This window comes from Streptomyces anulatus (assembly GCF_014650675.1).
GTDB lineage: Bacteria > Actinomycetota > Actinomycetes > Streptomycetales > Streptomycetaceae > Streptomyces > Streptomyces anulatus.
On the sequence record NZ_BMVK01000025.1, the window covers coordinates 22,101 to 39,727 of the forward strand.

Below are 17,627 nucleotides of genomic sequence, written 5' to 3' on the forward strand. Positions count from 1 at the left end.
GGACGGACGTCCGTCCTCCGTCGAGCAATCGCCGTACCGCGTCCTCCACCTGCCCCGCGCCGGGGTGGAAGGCGTGATGTGCCGAGAACGCGCCTTGTTACGCTCGGCCTCATGCTGAGACTCGGAATGCCTGTCGTCGGTGTCACGGACATCCCCCGAGCGGTGGCCTTCTGGACCGGGGCGTTGAACCTGGTGGCCAGCCAGGAGCGGGCGAGCGAAACGTGGCGCACGCTCGACCACGCCGACGGCTCCGGCCGGGCACTCGGCCTGCTGCGCAGCGACTCCCCGGCCGAACCCCGCCCCCGTCTCCACCTGGACCTGTTCACGGATTCGGCCGAGGAACAGCACCGGGAGGTCCGGCGGCTGCTCGGACTCGGCGCGCGAAGCGTCGACTGGGACCACTACCCGCCCGAGCCGGACTTCGTCGTCCTGGCCGACCCGGACGGCAACATCTTCTGCGTTGTGGACCTGAGCCGCGCACCCGGCGGCGGGAGCTGATCGGCCGGCCCGGCAACCGTTCACCGGTTCAGCGGACGGCCACCAGGACGCTGTCGTCGCCGCACTGCCAGACGGTGGCGGCGCCGCTGAAACCGGCCTCGCGCAGAAGAGCGATCTGGTCGGCGGTCGTCAGGCCGTTGGGCTCCCTGAAGGTGCGGTGCGCGATGGGCGAGCGGGCCCGGGCCTCGGCGAGCGGGGCGAGTTCCGGGGCCGAGAGAAAGGCCTTCCACCAGCCCGCCCAGGCCTCGCTGCCCTGACGGCCCGTCCGGAGGGCGCGGCGGGCCCGGACGTGGTGGGCGATGTCGTTCAGCTCCCGGCTGTCGGTGGGCCTGCGGTTGTCCGCGTCGACGAAGACGCCTCCGGGGCGCAGCCGGCCGGCCAGGGTGCGGTAGAGCAGCGTGAGTTCGTCGGGGGTGAGCCAGTGGAGCGCGGTGGTCGAGACGGCGGCGTCCCAGGGTGCCGGTCCGATCTCGTCGGCCCAGCCGGGTGCGGTGAGATCGCGCGCCAGGAGGCGGATGTCCGTGCCCGTGACGGCCTCCTCGGCGAGGCCGAGGAGGAGCGGGTCCGCGTCGACGCCGACGGTGTCGGCCCGAGGGAAGGCGCGGGCGAGCCGGGTGGTGAGCGAGCCGGTGCCGCAGCCCAGGTCCACCAGGAGCGGCCGGGCGGCCGTCCCGTCCCGTTCGAGAGACCGGCCGACGATGTCGATGACGACCTGGAAGCGTTCCTCCCGGTCCGGGCTGTAGCGCTCCTGCTGCCGGTCCCAGCGTTGCAGCCAGGTGCGTGCGGTCTCGCCGAGCATGTTCGCCTCTTTCTGTCGAGGGGCGGGGAGTACCGGGGAGTGCGTCGTACGGCGGGATGAACGGGGGCGGGGTGGGGCCCGGCGTGGCCGGGTTCGTCGCCCTGTCGCAGGGTGCTCAGCCGCGGCCGACGAAGGGCATCGTGGTGGGGAGGACGGTGAGGGACTGCACATTGGCGGTGACGGGCAGGGAGGCCATCAGCAGGAGGGCGTCGGTGAAGTGGGACACCGGCAGCGTCGCCTCCACCGCCTTGCTGCCGTCGGCCTGGCGCGCGGGGGGCTGCGGGGCGCCGTCCGGGGGCTCCACGTTGCCGACGTCGATCTGGCCGCAGGCGATGTTGTGGGCGCGGCCGTCGAGCGAGAGTGAGCGGGTGAGGCCGAGGACCGCGTGTTTGGCCGCGGTGTAGGCGGCGGATCGCGGACGCGGTGTGTACGCGGACGGCGCGCCGTTGTTGATGATCCGTCCGCCGCAGGGGTCCTGCTCGCACATGACGCGGAACGCCTCCCGTGAGCACAGGAACGTACCGGTGACGATCGTGCCCAGCACCCGGTTCCAGTCGTCGAGGGCCACCTCGGCCACGGGGACGCGGGGCGCCGGGGCGCCGGCGTTGTTGAAGAGCAGATCGACCCTGCCGTACCGGTCGCGGGCGGCACGGAACAGCGCCGCGACCTCGTCGGGGCGGGTGATGTCGGTGGGGACGGCGAGAGCGTGACCGGCCCCGGCCGGGGAGAGGGTCGCGGTCCCGTCCAGGGCGTCGGGGCGCCGTCCGGCCAGGACCACGTTCCAGCCCCGGCCGAGCAGGGCCAGGGCGGCGGCACGGCCCAGTCCGCTTCCCGCGCCGGTGACGACCGCCGTGCCGATCACGGCGCCACCTCGTCCAGCCACAGGCGCAGGACCCGCCGATGGTGCGGTTCGGGGCCGTCGGTGAACGGGGAACGCCCGTGCATGACACGGCTGTTGCGGATGATCAACAGGTCTCCGGAGGTCAGGGTGACCGGGTAGGCGGTCTCCGGGCGGTTGAGGACCTCGTCCAGGACGTCCAGGGCCTCGGCGCGTGCGGCGTCGAGCGGGGGCCGCCCGTCGCGCCCGGCGGAGGCCCGTACCGTTCGGGACTGGTAGTAGCAGGTGACGGTGGAGTCCGGTCCGGTGGTGAGGATCGGGGTGTGGACGAGTTGGCTGCCCGCGCGGCCGGCGCGGTCGAAGTACCACTTCTGGCCGAGGAGTTCCAGCACGTCGGGGTGTTCGGCGGCGAGGACGTCATGGATGTACGGCGCGCCGGCCACGCGTGTCGCGCCGCCCCGGGCCGCCGGCCGCAGACAGAGCAGCACGAGGAGGTCACAGGTGTCGCAGTGGAAGGCGATCTCGTCCGGATCCCCTTCCCGGCGCCGCAGCACCTGCGTCACGTCGCCCGCGCCGTTCTGCGGCACGATCTCGCCGAAGTCCCGGACGAGACGCGAGACCCGCTCGGTGACGTCCGCCTCCTGGCCGACGTCCGCGACAGGGCCGGCGGGGAAGAGCTGCCGCACGAGGGCGAACCCGAAGGCGTCGAGCCCCGTGCGGATGCGGGAGCGCAGGGCTTCCCAGACCGGGTCGGGCTCCCTTCCCGGGCTGCCGGCGGCCGACCACAGCCGGGCGCGGTCCTGCTCGGTCGGTGTCAGGCGCCACACCTCATGTCCGGCCTTGAGCCTGCTGGTGTCCCAAGCCCCGGAGGGGGTGGGCGCGTTGACGTGCGAAGCGTTCTCCATCGGGGTCCCTTCCGCTGTCCTGTACGTCGTGCCGGCCCGGCCCGCCACCGGGTGGGGGGTTCGGCCCGACGAGTCGACGGGTGCTCAGCCCTGTTCCCGCACGGAGGCCGCGACGGCCTTCGACCAGAGGGCGAGCGCCTCGTCGATCTGATCGCCGGTGACGGTCAGGGCGGGGATCATCCGGACGGTGTTCCCCCAGACCCCGCAGGTCAGCAGCAACAGGCCGAGTTCCGCGGCGGCCTGCTGGGCCCTGCCCGCGGTGTCCGGGTCGGGTGACCCGTCGGGCCGGCGGAACTCGCTGCCCAGCATCAGCCCACGCCCGCGGACGTCGGCGACGGCCGGGGTCTGCGCCGCGACGGTGTGCAGGCCGCGGGCGAGCCGCATGCCCTGCTCGGCCGCGTTGGCGACCAGCTTCTCGTCGCGGATGACGTCGAGGGTCGCGAGGGCGGCCGAGCAGGCGACGGCGTTCCCGCCGTACGTACCGCCGTGCGAGCCGGGGCGGGCGAGGCTCATCAGGTCGGCGCGTGCGGCGATCGCCGAGAGGGGAAAACCGCTCGCCAGGCCCTTGGCCGTCACGAGGATGTCGGGGGTCGCGTCCCCGGTCTCGTATTCGTGCGCCCAGAACCGCCCGGTGCGGCCGAACCCGCACTGCACCTCGTCGAGGACCAGGACGATGCCGTACCGGTCGGCGCGTTCGCGCAGCCCGGCGAGGAAGCCGTCGGGGGCGGGAACGTACCCGCCTTCGCCCAGTACGGGCTCCACGACGAACGCGGCGGTCTCCTCCGGGGCGCTGGTGGTGGCCAGGACCCGGTCGAGGCCCCGCAGGGCGTACTCCACCGCGGCGGACTCGTCCAGGCCGAGGTCGAAGGCGTGCGGGAAGGGCGCGACCGAGACGCCCGGCATCAACGGGCCGGTGCGCGCCCGGAAGCGGGAGCCGGCCGTGGTCAGGGAAGCGGCGCCCATGGTCCGGCCGTGGAAGCCCCCGTCGAAGACGACGGTGCCCGTTCGCCCGGTGGCCTGCCGGGCGAGGCGCAGCGCCGCCTCCACGGCCTCGCTCCCGGAGTTGGCGTAGAAGAGGGTGTCCAGGCCCTCGGGCAGAACCTCGCCCAGGCGTTCGGTCAGGGTGAGCAGCGGTTCGTGCAGAACGGTCGTGTACTGGCCGTGGATCAGCCGGCCGGCCTGTTCGCGGACCGCCTCGACGACCCGCGGATGGCAGTGACCGGTGCTGGTCACGCCGACGCCCGAGGTGAAGTCGAGGTGGCGTCGCCCCTCCGCGTCGTAGAGGTACAGCCCTTCCCCTCGGACGGCGGTGACGGGAGTGGCCTGCTTCAGTACGGGTGACAGCCGGGGCATGGTTCACCTCACGGTTCGGGGACCTGCGGCGGGAGCCTGCGGCCCGGGGCGGGAGTACGTGCGTTCAGTGGCCGGCGGGGTCCGGCCGGGGCAGGAAGCCGGACTCGGTGGCCCAGGCCAGTGCGGAGGCCCACCACCGGGGTGTCGGTGCGGTGAACCGGACCCCCAGCCGGTCGAGTACGGCCAGGGTGTGCGAGGAGTCGGTACGGATGTTGCGGTCCTCCAGCAGACTCCAGGCCGCGGCCAGCCGGACCTCCTCGGGGTGATCGCCTTCCGCCCGGTCCAGCGCGGCTTCGAAGTCCTTCGCGTCGCACAGCTCGATCCGGTGGCCGGACCGCCTTATCCAGCCCACCAGTTCGTCGTGGGCGACCTGGTGCGGGGTCTCGACGTGGTGGGCCCCGGGGGCCGCGTCCGCGTACAGGGCCAGAGCCGCGATCCCCGCGGCCACCGTGTCCACGTGGCTGAAGGCGAACGTCGCCCCCTCCAGGCGCGGGGCGGCTCCGGCCAGCAGATAGCCGCGCAGGGTCTGGTAGACGCGGTTGGTGGCGATGCCCCCGTGGAACGCGCCGGTGCGGCTGTGGGCGGCGACGTGGCCGCTCCGGTGGATGTGGCAGCGGCGGCCGGAGGCGGCCCAGGCGCGGACCGCCTCCTCGGCGAGGAACTTGGACCGCTCGTACGGGGTGCGGAAGTGCTGGCCGATGTGCAGATCGGCCTCGCTGAACCGGCGGTTGGGGGCCGCGGGGTCGATCCCGCCGGCCACGGCGAGGGTCGAGATGTGGTGGAACCGGACCCCGCCCATGGCCTCGGCGTCGATCCAGGCCAGCAGCCGCCGCACCCCGTCGTGGTTGGTGCGCTCCAGTTCCTCGGGCGGAGCGACCAGGCGGACGTCGGCGGCGGCGTGGACCACGACCTGGGCGTCCCGGGCGAGGGCCCGCCCGGCCTCGGAGAGGCCCAGCCCCTCGCGACCGATGTCCCCGGCCACCACACGCAGACCGGGCGGGACGCGGCGCAGCCGGCCCGCCGCTTCGTGGTCGCGCTCCCCGCGTACCAGGCAGGTGACCTGCGCGCCGCGCTCCAGCAGGGCGTCGAGGAGGTGCCCGCCCACGTATCCCGTCGCCCCGGTCAGCAGGACGCGGGCCGGTTCGCGCACCACACGGACCGCGGGGGACGGGGCGGGGGGCGCCCCCAGGTGGAGGGGCTGCCCGGAGGTGGAGCGGGCGAGCCGGGCCGGGCGGGACGCGGTGGTGGCGGCGGTGGCCGCGACGACCCGGGCGAACCGGGCCATGACCCCGTCGGCTTCGGTGTCGGCGACGTCCGGCCGGGCGTGCACGAGGTCGGTCACCAGCCTGCCCTCGACGATGCGGGCCGTCAGCCGCAGCCGGTACACCGGGTCACCGCTGGGGCACCGTGCGGTGCCCACCTGTTCCGCGGCGGGATACCAGCCCAGAGCCGGCTCGGCCGGCAGCCGGAACGTGCCCAGGAAGTTGAACGCGACCTCGGGGCGCGGCCCTTCCACGTCCATCGGGAGCAGGCGCGCACGGCGCAGCCGGCTCTCCGCCCCGGAGACCCGCTCCGCGATCCCGGCATCGGGCGCCGCGATCCCGGCGTCGGGCTTCGTGCCGGCCGCCGTGGCCGGGAGGTCGGCACTCACCCGGGTGATCGCGGTGAACCAGCCGACGGTGTCGAGGTGTTCACCGGCGGTGTCCCGGCCGTGCGTCTCCACCTCGACGAGCGTCCGTGCGGCGGGGGGCCGGCCGGAACCTCGGGGTCCGTCCCGGTCCGCGTCGAGGGCGACCGTGTCCGCGAACGCGGTGAACAGCAGCGCCTCCAGACGCCGGGACCCTCCGTACCGTTCGACGAGACGGGCGGTGGCCTCCTCGTCGAGGCCCCAGCTCACCGTCCCCGGCGGGGGAGGCGGGCCGGACCGGCCCCCGGACGGCGGGGTGCCCGGGCCGTTGCCGGGCAAGGGGTTCACCGGCTGCGCCGGCCCGGGCCTGCTCGCGGCCCACCGGTAGAAGTCGGCCGCGGGCGGCAGACCGGGCGGCCGGCCCGACAGCGCGGCACGGTAGGCGTGAGCCAGGTCGTCCAGGACGACGCGCCACGACAGCCCGTCGACGACGAGGTGATGGGCGATCAGCGCCAGCCGGTCGTCGGCGCCCGGAGCACCCGGGAAGAGATGGAAGCGGATGAGGCGGCCGGCCTCGGGGTCGAGGCTCCGCTGCAGTTCGGTGCCCAGGGCCGCGATCTCCTCCGCGATGTTCCCGGGGTCCTGGATCCGGGAGAAGCTGACGAGGTCCAGGTCGCCCACCGGCCGGGGAGCGCCCGGCCCGTGCGGGCCGACGGGACGGCGCAGCGCGGGGTGGCGTTCCACCACGGCCGCCGCCGCGATGGCGAGGGCGGCCGGGTCGACGCTCTTCGTGCAGCGGAGCAGCACCGACTGGTTCCAGTGGCGGGGGTTGTCGACGCCCTGGCCGAAGAACCACCGCTGGGCGGGGGCGAGCGCGCCGCCCCCGACGGGCAGGTCCGTGGCGGGGCCTTCGGCATCGGCCTGCGGGGCCGTCGCGCGTACGGCGGACGCCAGACGCCGGGAGGTGGGATGGCGGTAGAAGTCCGCGTAGGCGGCGTGGTGTCCGTGGCGGCGCAGCTGGGAGACCGTGCGCATGGCGAGTAGGGAATCGCCGCCCAGCTCCAGGACATCGGCATCCGGATCCACCGAGGGCAGGCCCAGGGACTCGGCCCAGAGCTCCGCTATCTCCTGCGCCAGCGAAGACACTTGGGGCCCGGACGGCGGCGGGCTCCCGGCCCGTCCGGCCAGCACGGCGTCGAGGGCGGCCTCCAGCCGGGCGGTGTCCAGCTTTCCGTTGGGGCCGAGGGGGAACTCCCTGAGCACGATGAGCGGCTGGGGCACGGAGTACGCGGGCAGACGGCTGTTCAGGTGCGCGCGCACGGCGTCGAGCAGCCGGGGCTCCTCCACCGCGCCGTCGGCGGGCCGGACGGCGGCCAGCAGCCGGTTGCCGGTGGCGGTGTCCCGTACGACGACGGCGCAGCTCTCGACGCCGGGGACCTGCCGGACGAGGTGCTCGATCTCGGTGGGCTCGACCAGATAGCCCCGGATCTTGGTCTGCCGGTCCAGCCGGCCGAGGAAGACGAGCTGCCCGTCGGAACGCCGTCGGCAGAGGTCGCCGGTGCGGTACGTACGGGTTCCTCGGTGCGGGACGAAGCGCTGTGCGGTCTGCGCGGGCCGGCCGAAGTACCCGGCGCTGACGCCGCGCCCCCCGATGTGGAGGTGGCCGGGCTCGCCTTCGGCGACGGGGAACCCGGAGCTGTCGAGCAGATCGAGGGTCGCCTCGCCCAGCGGTGTGCCGATCGGGACCGTCGCCTCGTCCTCCGGCAGTTCCCCGGCCGACGTGGCGAGGAAGCAGGCCGCCCCGACCGTCGTCTCGGTGGGGCCGTAGTGGTTGAGGAGCCGGTGGACACCCTCGTCGTGCAGCAGGGAGGCGCCCAGGGACCGGGGGAGGGCCTCGCCGCCGAGGATCAGCGTTCCCGGGCGGTAGGGAGCCGTTTCGTGCCGCGGGTCCGGGCGGTCCCTCCAGAGTTCCGCCATGTGGGAGGGGGTCGTCTTCACGACCGAACACCCCGCATCGCGCAGCGCCGCCCAGCAGGTGGGGGCGTCCCGGGCGTGCTCGTCGCCGACCACATGGGTGCGCCCGGCGGTGGCGAGGGCCAGCAGCCAGCTGGTGTGCCCCAGGTCGGCGGCGAGCGTGGTGAGGTGGGCGACGCACGGCGCGTCCGCCTCGGTGAGCTCCAGCCTGTCGCGCAGGGCCAGCGCGTAGTGCACCGCGTTGCCATGGGTGACGACGACCGCCTTGGGCTCGCCGCCCGAGCCCGAGGTGAACGAGAGATAGGCGGGATCGTCGCTTCCGACGCGTGGAGCGGAACGGTCGTGAGGAGTGGGACGGTCCGGTGGGGGCGGTGCGAACGGTGCGGCGAGGAGGACGTCGGGGTCGGTGTGTTCGACGTACCGGACCCCGGTGGCCGACAGGGCCCGGACCTCCTCGTCCGGCAGTGCGGTGGTGGTGAGCACCCCGGCGGCGCGTACGGCCGCCAGCCTGCGCAGCCGGTCCTCCGCGCTCCAGGCCGTGTCGAGCGTCACCACGGCCGCACCCGCGCGGAGCACCCCGTGCAGCAGCACGAACAGCCGGCTGTCCCGGCGGCCCAGGATCGCCACCCGGTCGCCCGGCCCGATGCCCGCCTGCCGGAGTCCGGCGGCGACCCGGCCTGCCGCGGCCCCCAGTTCCGCGTACGTGATCACCCGGGCGTGGTCCGTGACGGCCGGGCGGTGCGGGTGGAGCCGCTCGGCCCGGTGGAGGAGCCCGTACAGGGTGGAGGTGTCCGTGGCCGGTACCGCTGTGCGGCCTGGTGGCGTGTCGGCGGGTATCGGCCGTAAGGACCAGGGGCTGGTGGCGGACGTCGTCATACCGGTTTCCCTTCGAGGGGGGTCCCCAGGCAGGCGGGAAGGGTCTCGGCCGCCAGGTAGGCCGTCACGGCGGCCCCACCGCCCAGCCGGCCCGCGACCTCCCACCCGACCATGCGGTGCAGCCCGTCGAGGTGGATGAGTCCCTCCCGGACCCGTACGTCGGAGTAGTCCGGGTGGTCCACCGGGCGGGCGCTGAGGTAGACCGCCGTGAACGCGGCACGGGAGAGCCGGTCGAGCTTCGCCGCGCAGACCGGATTGGCCTCGGCGTATCCGGCCGGATCGGCACGGATCAGATCCGCGGCCCGACCGACCGTCAAACCCGTTCTCGGTACCAGTTCACGCGCACCGCCTTCGCTCAGGTGCCAGGGCAGAACCACACGGAGAATATCGGCCCGGCCGAGTTCGATTCGATACCAGGAACCGAACAGGGAATGCGCGCGGCGCAGATTTTCCTCGCCGTCCTCGTTGGTGTTCGCCCTGTGCGGGCGGTCCGCCGGATGGTCCCGCCCATAAACACGCAGAACTTCGGAGAATGCGACGGCTTCCACAGCGCTCATGGAAGATCTTCCCACAGTCGTCATCGGCCCACCGCTCCCGGAAACTCCGTGAAGTGCCGCTCATCGAACAGTTCCGGCCATTGCCCGCTGCCGAGGCCGAGTTCCCTGGCCCGGGCGAGCATGTATCGCCAATACGGTTTCACGGGCCGCCACCGCGCACCGGTGCGGCAGTAGGAGGCGTCGACGAAGTACCGGTCGCGTCCGGCCAGGGGGGACAGGGCGGGGCGACGGGCATGGAAGACCGCCGAGTTGATCAGAACCGTCGAACCGTGCGGCAGTCTGTCGATCACCACCTCCCCGGGCAGCGCGGTCGTGCCGAGCGCGGCGCGGAAGTCCTTGGGCACGTCCTCGCGGTGCGATCCGGGCAGCACGGCGAGGCTGCCCACCGCCTCGTCCAGCCCGCCCAGGTAGTGCAGCGCGTGCACCATCGGTAACGACCTGTCCCCGAGATCATTGGGTTCATGGTCGTGATGCCACGGTTTGCCGGAATCTCCGGCCCCCTGCCGCTGGCTGTGCAGGTGATGGTGGGCGAACGCGCCGCCCATGACGTCGGCCAGGACGGTCATCAGGGGTGGGTGCACCAGCAGTTCGCCGTGGGCGGGAAGCTCCAGCTCCAGCACCGGCGGGCGGGCTCCCGCCTCCGGTCCGGTACTGCAGGCGATGGAGCGGGCGCGCAGCCCCTCGTCCATCCACCGGTCCACCTCGGGCACCAGACGCGCCAGGAGCGGAGGGGGCAGGAACGCGGGGAGGACCAGGTAACCGCGTTCCTCGAAGTTCTTCCGCTCTTCGGTGGTGTCGCCGCGGGGGCTGACCCAGGGGTCCGTATTTCCGCCGAATTCCGTTCCGGCGGGACTGAAGGATGATCGCAAGATGTACAGTCCTCCGCTCCAGAGGTTGAGTACATTTCTCTTCGCGTGCCTGGCATGCTCGGTGCGCTTCGCATTCTTCGCCGAGGATTGCTCGGCTTTTGCCGAAAACCGCTCGATGCCGGCGTCGGAGTTCGGGCCGGACGGCCCAGAGCGTGGAACGGGGAGTGACGCTATCCCGAGGTGACCCGGACCACAAGCAATGATTTTCGGTCACCGAATTCGATCATCGTGGCTGCTGGTCACCCTGCCGGCCGCTGCCGGTGCAAGGGAATGCCGAGGAATTCGGCTTGCCGGCTCCCGGGGTGGTGGCGCGCGGTATGCGGCTGCGTGCGGTGCGCGGCTGCGCCCCGGCGTGAGGGCTGCGCCCCGGTGTGAGGCTGCGTCCTGGTTCGCGGCCGCGTGTGCGTTCCGGTCCGTCCCGATGGCCGGTTCGCCGTCCCGGGCGGCTTCCCTGCCCGGCGTGCCCCCGCCGCCGGGTGCCTGGCTTGAATTATTCGAACGTTCGAGCGAATATCGAAGAGTGTGGACAGGTCAGCAGGTAGTCGAGGAGCGGGGCGCGGTAGCCGGTGCGGTGGCGTCGCCACTGTCCGCCCTGCTGCCGGGAGGAGGTATTCGCCCTGGTACCGCAGTGGGTGCGGGTGGGGATCTGCCGCTGCTGCTGGCGCTGGCCGCTCTGGCGGCAGCGGATTCGGTGGCGTGGGCGGCGGTGGGAGTGCCGGAGCTGGGCGGGCTGGCGGCCGCGCAGGCGGGTCTGGATCTGGCCACCGGTCTGGTGGTGAGCGATCCGGGGCCGCGCGCGGCCCAGGTGCTCGCCGTGCTGCTGGAGTCGGTGCCGGTGGTGCTCGTCGGCGCCTCGGTACGGGTTCCGGAGCGGGCGGTACGGCGGCTGCGGGCGGTGATGCGGCGCAGCGGATCGGTGCTGCTGGCGGCCGGCCGGTGGCCGGGAGCGGACGTGCAGCTCCGGGTGGCGCCGGTGGGCTGGGCCGGAGTGGGCCGGGGGCACGGGCTGCTCCGCGGTCGCCGGGTGACGGTGACGGCGGGCGGGCGCGGCGCCGCCGCCGCGCCGCGGAGCGCGGAGCTGTGGCTGCCCGGTCCGGACGGTCTGGTGGGCAGGGTGGAGCGGGGGCCGGCGGAGGCCGTGCGGAGCGGGGCGCGGGCGGATCTCCGCGTCGTCGGATGACCGGCGCGACCGATTCCGTACGGGTGGTCGTGGTCTGGGTGCCCGATTTCCCGGTGCTGGCGTGCGGCGCGCAGGACGGCGAGCCGGTGGCGGTGGTGCACCGGGGCGCGGTGGTGGCCTGCTCCGCGTCCGCGCGGGCGGCCGGGGTCCGGCGGCACATGCGGCTGCCGACCGCGCAGGCCAGGTGCCCCGGGCTGCGGGTCGTCGAGCGGGACCTCGCCGCCGAGGTGAGGCTGTTCGAACAGGTGGTGCACCGCGTGGAGGCGGAGGTGGTGCCGAGGCTGGAGGTGATCCGTCCCGGGCTGATCGCGGCGCCGGCGCGCGGGGCCGCGCGGTACTGGGGCGGTGAGCCGCAGCTGTCCGTACGGCTGGTCGCCACCGTCGCCGAACTGGGGCTGCCCGCCCGTGCCGGGATCGCCGACAGCACGTTCGTGGCGGCGCTCGCGGCCCGCCGGGGCGACGGGGTGGTCGTCCCGGCGGACGGGAACGCCGCGTTCCTGTCCCCGTATCCGGTGGGCGTGCTGGGCGTGCCCCGCCTGGCCGAGCTCCTGAAGCAGCTCGGCATCCGTACCGTCGGGGACTTCGCGCGACTGCCGGCGGGCCGGGTCGCGGAGCGGCTCGGCACCGAGGGGATCGGCGCCCACCGTGTCGCCCGCGGAGGGTCGGCCCGGCCGGTGTCCGTACGGACCGCCGTCCAGGACCACACGGTGCAGCGGCTGTTCGAGGCCGCCGAGGAGCAGCTGGACGCGGTCGTGTTCGTGGCGGTCGCGCTTGCGGACGAGCTGCACGAGCGCCTGGCGGCGGCGGGGGTGGTGTGCGGGCGGGTGGAGGCCTCGGTCGAGACGGCCGGCGGCCGGATTCTGACGCGGATCTTCCGGCACGAGGGACGGCTGTCCTCCCGGGCGGTCGCCGAGCGTGTGCGCGGCGTGCTGGCCGCCTGGTCCGAGACGGGCCTGCTGGACGCCGTCGACGGGGAACCGGGAATCCGCCGCCTGACCCTGCGCCCCGACGGGATCGCTCCGGACACCGGCTCGCAGGGCGCGTTCGACGGGGAGCGGGACACCCCGGTGGAGGTGGAGCGGGCCGCCGCCCGGGTGCAGGCGGTGCTCGGGCACCGGGCGGTCGCGCGGATCATCGAGGTCGGCGGCCGGGGCCCGGGCGACCGGATCCGGCTGGTCCCGGTCGGCGACGTCCCCGACGACGGTGCGGTCGCCTCGGGCGGTCCGTGGCAGGGACTGCTGCCCGCCCCGCACCCGGCCGCCGTCTACCCGGTCCGGCGTCCGGCGCGGCTGACCGGGGCCGACGGTGCGCCGGTCGGCGTGGCCGGCCGGCTGGAGCTGTCGGCCGAGCCCGCGTTCCTCTCGGTCGACGGACGGCGCCCGGCCGGGGTGAACGGATGGGCCGGGCCGTGGCCGGTGCTGGAGCGGTGGTGGGCGCGGGACGGCGGCCGACGGGTCGCCCGGATGCAGGTCACCACCGACGACGGGCACGCCTGGTTGCTGCTCGTCGACCGGAGCCGCTGGTGGGCGGAGGCCCACTATGGGTGACCTCCTGCGCCTCCCCACCGCCGGCCGTCCGGAGGAGGACTGGGCCGAACTGCACGCGCACAGCGCGTTCTCCTTCCTCCGGGGGGCGAGCCGGCCGGAGGACCTGGTCGCCGAGGCCGCCCGGCTCGGCATCGGCGTGCTGGCGGTGACGGACAGGGACGGCCTGCACGCCGCGCGCCGCCTGCACGCCGCCGCCCGCGACCACGGGATCGGCACTGTCCACGGCGCCGAACTCACCCTCGGCGAGCCCGCACTGGGAACGCCGGTGGTGCTCGCCCGCTCGGTGGAGGGGTTCCGGCTGCTGTCCTCGGTGATCACCGACGCGCAGCTCGCCGGTTCGAAGAACGCCCCGGTCTACGACCTGGACGCGGTGGCCCGGGCGGCGGCCGCGGGGCACTGGGCCGTCCTGCCCGGCTGCCCGCCGCCGGGCACGGACCGGTGCGACGTCGCCGCCGTCGCCCACCGGCTCGCCCGGCTGACCGACGTCTTCGGTACGAGCGGTACGCACGCCGAACTGGTCGACCACCGGCTCCCGGAGGACTCGGTCGCCGCCGACGCGATGTGGGTGGCCGCCCGCCGGGCCGGGGTCCCCGTGGTGGCCACCGGCGCCGTGCACTACGCGGCCCCCCGCCAGGCCCGCGTGGCGCAGGCGCTCACCGCGCTGCGCCGCCGCGAGACCCTGGACCGGGCCGCCGGGCATCTGATGGCCGCCCCGACCGCGCACCTCCGCCCCCGGGCCGAGCGGGCGGCGTTCCTGTCACGGTATCCGGGCGTCGCGGACACCACCGTCGCCCTGGGCCGCTCCTGTGTCATCGACCTCGGCGAACTGCGCCCCGAGCTGCCGGAGTTCGCCGTGCCCGCCGGGCACACGCAGGACTCGTGGCTGCGGGACCGCGCGGAGGCCGCCTGCGTCGGCCGCTACGGCCCCCGCGTCGACCCGGGGGCGGGAGCGGCCTGGCGGCAGCTCGACCACGAACTCGACCTGGTCGCCGGGCTCGGGCTCGCGGGCTACTTCCTGATCGTCCACGACATCGTCCGGCACGCCGCCGAACAGGGGATCTGGTGCCAGGGCCGGGGCTCGGCCGCCAGCAGCGTGATCTGCTACGTCCTCGGCATCACCGCCGTCGACCCGCTCCGGCACGGCCTGCTCTTCGAACGGTTCCTGTCCCTGGAGAAGGCGGGTCCGCCGGACATCGACCTCGACCTGGAGTCCGGGCGCCGCGAGGAGGTCATCCAGTACGTCTACACCCGTTACGGCCGCCTGCACGCCGCCCAGGTAGCCAACATGATCACCTATCGGCCGAGGCTCGCGGTCCGCGACGCCGCCCGGGTCCTCGGCTACCCGGAAGCGCAGACCCGGGAGATGACCCGGCACATCCACCACTCCCCGCCCGGCCCCGACGCCGGCCTCCCCGGCGACGTGCGCGACCTCGCCGCCCAGCTCCACACCCTCCCGCGGCACCTCGGGGTGCACTCGGGCGGCATGGTCCTCACCCGGCAGCCCATCGGCGAGATCATGCCCGTGGAGTGGGCGACCGCCGAGGGCCGCAGCGTCCTCCAGGGCGACAAGGACGACGTCGCCGCTGCCGGACTCGTCAAGATCGACCTGCTGGGTCTCGGCATGCTGTCCGCCCTCCACACCGCCTGCGACCTCATCCACGAGTACCACGGCGTCCGCCACGACCTCACGTCCATCCCCCAGGACGACCCGGACGTCTACGGGATGATCGCCCGGGGGGACACCATCGGCGTCTTCCAGGTCGAGTCCCGTGCCCAGATCTCCACCCTTCCCCAACTGCGGCCGACGAAGTTCGAGGACCTGGCCGTCGCCGCGTCGATCATCCGCCCCGGCCCCATCCAGGCCGGCAGCAAGCACCCCCTGCTGCGGCGGCGGCGCGGCGAGGAGACGGTGACGTATCCCCACCCGCTCGCGAAAGCCGCGCTGGAGCCGACCCTCGGCGTCGCCCTCTGGCAGGAACAGGCCATGCAACTCGCGATCGACTGCGCGGGGTTCAGCCCCGGTGAGGCCGACCGGCTCAGGAAGGCGATGGCGGCCAAGCACGCCCCGGAGAAGGTCGCCGCGATGCGCGACCGCCTGCTGACCGGCATGGCCGGGCGCGGCATTCCCCCGGCCGCCGCCGAGAAGATCGTCTCGATGATCGAAGCCTTCTCCGACTACGGGTTCCCGCAGTCCCACGCCCAGTCGATGGCCGGACTCATCTACGCCAGCGCCTGGATCAAGCACCACCATCCCGCCGCGCTCATCGCGGCGATCATGGCGCACCAGCCGATGGGCTTCTACGACACCCAGACCCTCATCGGCGACGCGGAACGCCACGGCATCACCGTCCGAGGACCCGACGTACGGTCCTCCCGCGTCCACGCCACCCTCGAACCGGGCCCGATGCCCGGCCAGAAGCCTGGCCCGACGTCTGACTCCACGCCCGACACGAAGCCCGGCTCCACGTCCGATATGAAGCCCGGCTCCACGTCCGATACGAAGCCCGACTCCACGCCCGGTCCGACGTCCGGTGAGCGGCCCCCGGCGATCCGCCGCGGCCTGACCGACGTCACCGGCCTCGGCGAACAGGCCGCCGAGGAGATCGTCGCCCTCCGCGCGGAACGGCCGTTCGCCGATCTGGACGACTTCGCCGCCCGCACCCGTCTGCCGGTCCGGACCCTGGAGCAGTTGGCCACCGCGGGCGCGCTCGACGGCCTGGGCGGCCACCGTCGTACCGCCCTGTGGAGCGCCGGCACCGCACCCGGCCGCAGTCACCAGGCCCCGCTCCCCGGATTCGCCACCCCTGCGACCGCGCCCGAACTCACCTCCATGACCACCGCGGAGGAGACCACCGCCGACATCACCGCCACCGGCGCCAGCGCCACCGCCCACCCCGTCCAGCACGTCCGCCCCCGCCTGGACCGCCTCGGCACGCTCACCGCGGCCGCCGCCCGCACGCTCGCCGACAGGGCCCCGGTCCGGATCGGCGGGCTGCCGAAGTACCTCCAACGCCCCCCGACCGCGCACGGCGTGGCCTTCGGCGCGATCGAGGACGAGACCGGCATGGTCAACCTCGTCTTCGCCCCGCACGTCTGGGACCGCTGCCACCGCACCCTCCTCGACGCCCCCGCCGTCATCATCACCGGGCGGGTCGAGCGCTCCGACGGCACCGTCAACGTGACCGTCGACCGGGTGGAGGCGATCACCGTGGCCACGCCCGTTCCCCGACGCCACGTCGGACGGCGCTAGAGCATCGGTCGGACGCACCGCACGCGGCTTTCGCCCATGATCATCAGATGGGGTGAACCCCCGGCTCCCCAGGGGTGATACGCCCATATCGCCCACCATGATGAGGTCGTCCCGCCCACCTCCCCACAGGAGTCACGACGATGTCAGAGACGTCCGAGCCCAATGTCGGCGCCTTCACCCTCGGCGGCCCGCTCACCGCTGAACCGGCCGGGCCCATCGAGGTACCGGAGCACGAGGAATGGCCCCTGCCGAACGGCTTCGCGTGGGTCTTCCCCGGCGAGGGCAACAACGGCAACCTCGTCCGGCCCGTGATCCTGGCCGACGGCTTCAACCTCGGCCGGAGCAAGCTCGACGTGCTCTACCACGGGCTGGAGAGCGGCGGCTTCCCCTTCATCAGCGAGCTGCGCCGGCGCGGCAGGGACGTGATCCTCCTCGGCTTCGAGGAGCGCAGCGCGTCGATCCTGGACAACGCGGAGGCGGCGTTGGCCGTCATCCTGCGGACGTCCGCCGAGCAGCTGGGCGACGCCCGCCTGGTCGTCGGCGGCTTCAGCATGGGAGGCATCGTCACCCGCTACGCACTCGCCAAGATGGAGAGGCAGCGGATGGACCACCGGACCGCGCTGTACTTCTCCTACGACAGCCCGCACCGCGGCGCCTCCATCCCGGTGGGCGTGCAGGCGTTCTCCCACTTCATCCCGTTCCCGAACGACTTCGCGAGGCAGATGAACAGCCCGGCCGCGCGTCAGATGCTGTGGCAGCACTACGACAAGGACACCGAGAAGATCACGGTCGCCCCGGAGCGCACGGAGTTCCTGGCCGCCCTGGACCGGGTCGGCAACTGGCCGCAGATCCCGATGAAGATCGCCGTGGCCAACGGCCGCGCCGACGGCATCGGCCTGCCGGACGTGAAGCCCGGCGAGGTCGCGCTGCGGATCGACCGGATCTACCCCGGCACCACCTTCTACACCCAGGCCCAGGGCGACGACGTGACGGCCGCGTACCTGAACCGCAGGTTCCCCAAGGCCGAGCAGACCGTCGCGACCAACGGCTTCCCGGAACTGGACGGCGCGCCGGGCGGAACCCTGCACACGTACAAGATCCTCTCCGGGGCGATGGAGAAGCTCGGCGGCAAGATCGACCTGCGGCACGAGGACGTCTGTTTCGTCCCCACGGTCAGCGCGGTCGCGATCCGCGACATCGAGAAGCAGGACGACCTGTACGCGAACGTCGGTGACCTGGACCCGCAGGAGAGCGAACTCGACGATTTCCTCTGCTCGTCCACGACCACCGCGCACACGGGCATCACCGAGGAGCTGGGCACCTGGATCATGGACCGGCTTCCCGACTGATCCTC

The 17,627-nt window shown here is 73.8% G+C and carries 12 protein-coding genes; 5 read left to right on the forward strand and 7 right to left on the reverse strand.

Annotated elements, in window-relative coordinates; translation table 11 throughout:
• Window positions 1–111 precede the first annotated feature (111 nt).
• A complete protein-coding gene (locus tag IE272_RS36060) occupies window positions 112–498 on the forward strand; it encodes a VOC family protein (RefSeq protein ID WP_050361462.1) in 387 nt (128 codons plus the stop codon).
• A 28-nt stretch (window positions 499–526) separates the two neighbouring features.
• Here the strand turns inward: IE272_RS36060 and IE272_RS36065 are convergent, their stop codons facing one another.
• The 7 genes from IE272_RS36065 to IE272_RS36095 all read right to left on the reverse strand — a co-directional run bounded on the left by IE272_RS36065 (window position 527) and on the right by IE272_RS36095 (window position 10,296).
• On the reverse strand, window positions 527–1,297 hold the full coding sequence (locus tag IE272_RS36065; RefSeq protein WP_050361463.1) for a class I SAM-dependent methyltransferase: 771 nt from the start codon (window positions 1,295–1,297) through the stop codon (window positions 527–529).
• A 115-nt stretch (window positions 1,298–1,412) separates the two neighbouring features.
• Complete coding sequence (locus tag IE272_RS36070; RefSeq protein ID WP_050361464.1) at window positions 1,413–2,159, reverse strand: SDR family oxidoreductase; 747 nt, start codon at window positions 2,157–2,159, stop codon at window positions 1,413–1,415.
• On the reverse strand, window positions 2,156–3,040 hold the full coding sequence (locus IE272_RS36075) for a TauD/TfdA family dioxygenase (protein ID WP_050361465.1): 885 nt from the start codon (window positions 3,038–3,040) through the stop codon (window positions 2,156–2,158). Before IE272_RS36075 ends, IE272_RS36070 begins: the two co-directional genes overlap by 4 nt.
• 84 nt (window positions 3,041–3,124) lie before the next feature.
• Window positions 3,125–4,393 carry an aspartate aminotransferase family protein gene (locus IE272_RS36080; RefSeq protein WP_050361466.1) on the reverse strand — a complete coding sequence of 423 codons (1,269 nt, stop codon included), beginning with the start codon at window positions 4,391–4,393 and terminating at the stop codon, window positions 3,125–3,127.
• A 64-nt stretch (window positions 4,394–4,457) separates the two neighbouring features.
• Window positions 4,458–8,870: an AMP-binding protein gene (locus IE272_RS36085; protein ID WP_190009921.1), complete on the reverse strand. Its 4,413-nt coding sequence runs from the start codon at window positions 8,868–8,870 to the stop codon at window positions 4,458–4,460.
• Window positions 8,867–9,451, reverse strand: a complete 585-nt coding sequence (locus IE272_RS36090; protein WP_308433893.1) for a DUF6309 family protein — start codon at window positions 9,449–9,451, stop codon at window positions 8,867–8,869. The genes IE272_RS36085 and IE272_RS36090 overlap by 4 nt, the downstream gene beginning before the upstream one ends.
• Window positions 9,448–10,296, reverse strand: coding sequence for a phytanoyl-CoA dioxygenase family protein (locus IE272_RS36095; protein ID WP_107085803.1), 849 nt, complete (start codon window positions 10,294–10,296; stop codon window positions 9,448–9,450). The genes IE272_RS36090 and IE272_RS36095 overlap by 4 nt, the downstream gene beginning before the upstream one ends.
• Window positions 10,297–10,867: 571 nt before the next feature.
• On the opposite strand from IE272_RS36095, the gene imuA' reads away from it, so the two are divergent.
• The 4 genes from imuA' (at window position 10,868) to IE272_RS36115 (ending at window position 17,622) form a co-directional block, all read left to right on the forward strand.
• Entirely contained in the window at window positions 10,868–11,476 is a 609-nt protein-coding gene (imuA', locus tag IE272_RS36100) for a DnaE2-dependent mutagenesis accessory factor ImuA' (protein WP_506555327.1), read from the forward strand.
• Complete coding sequence (locus IE272_RS36105) at window positions 11,473–13,023, forward strand: DNA polymerase Y family protein (RefSeq protein WP_190009923.1); 1,551 nt, start codon at window positions 11,473–11,475, stop codon at window positions 13,021–13,023. The genes imuA' and IE272_RS36105 overlap by 4 nt, the downstream gene beginning before the upstream one ends.
• Window positions 13,016–16,273: an error-prone DNA polymerase gene (locus tag IE272_RS36110; RefSeq protein ID WP_190009925.1), complete on the forward strand. Its 3,258-nt coding sequence runs from the start codon at window positions 13,016–13,018 to the stop codon at window positions 16,271–16,273. The genes IE272_RS36105 and IE272_RS36110 overlap by 8 nt, the downstream gene beginning before the upstream one ends.
• 140 nt (window positions 16,274–16,413) lie before the next feature.
• Window positions 16,414–17,622, forward strand: a complete 1,209-nt coding sequence (locus IE272_RS36115) for an esterase/lipase family protein (protein ID WP_073960447.1) — start codon at window positions 16,414–16,416, stop codon at window positions 17,620–17,622.
• The last annotated feature ends 5 nt before the right edge of the window (window positions 17,623–17,627 follow it).